Below are 367 nucleotides of genomic sequence, written 5' to 3'. Positions count from 1 at the left end.
TGATCGACTATGCACACAATGATGGCACCGGTGCAGTGGGCTATGTCATGGGGCTGAACTCAGTGACGGATTACTGGGACACGCAGAAACATGCAATCGACGATCCGCTGCGAGAGGAAATGAGATTGCCATATAAATTGTGGGGCGGAGTTGCGCCGGGCGAGTTGGATCATGAGTCCGCAATCGAAAATCGCGCCGTGTCTTTTCAGTACCGTTACGGTAAGCCGTACCAGGACTACGCGTGTCGTGTCGAGGGACCGGCGTTGCAGCGACTTCATCAGAACTTTGTACGAGGCTGGAACCGGTCAGCGCCGACGAATTGGCAACTCAAGGAAATCTCGGGAATTCCGCCAAAGATCAAGACCGC

The 367-nt window shown here is 54.5% G+C and carries 1 pseudogene; it reads left to right on the top strand.

Annotation, left to right across the window (positions count from 1 at the left end):
* Positions 1-367, top strand: a pseudogene (locus PQR08_RS38745) (phospholipase D-like domain-containing protein); the annotation flags it as partial.

It is taken from the genome of Caballeronia jiangsuensis (assembly GCF_046030135.1).
GTDB lineage: Bacteria > Pseudomonadota > Gammaproteobacteria > Burkholderiales > Burkholderiaceae > Caballeronia > Caballeronia jiangsuensis.
This window is presented reverse-complemented; position numbering and strand designations above follow the sequence as displayed.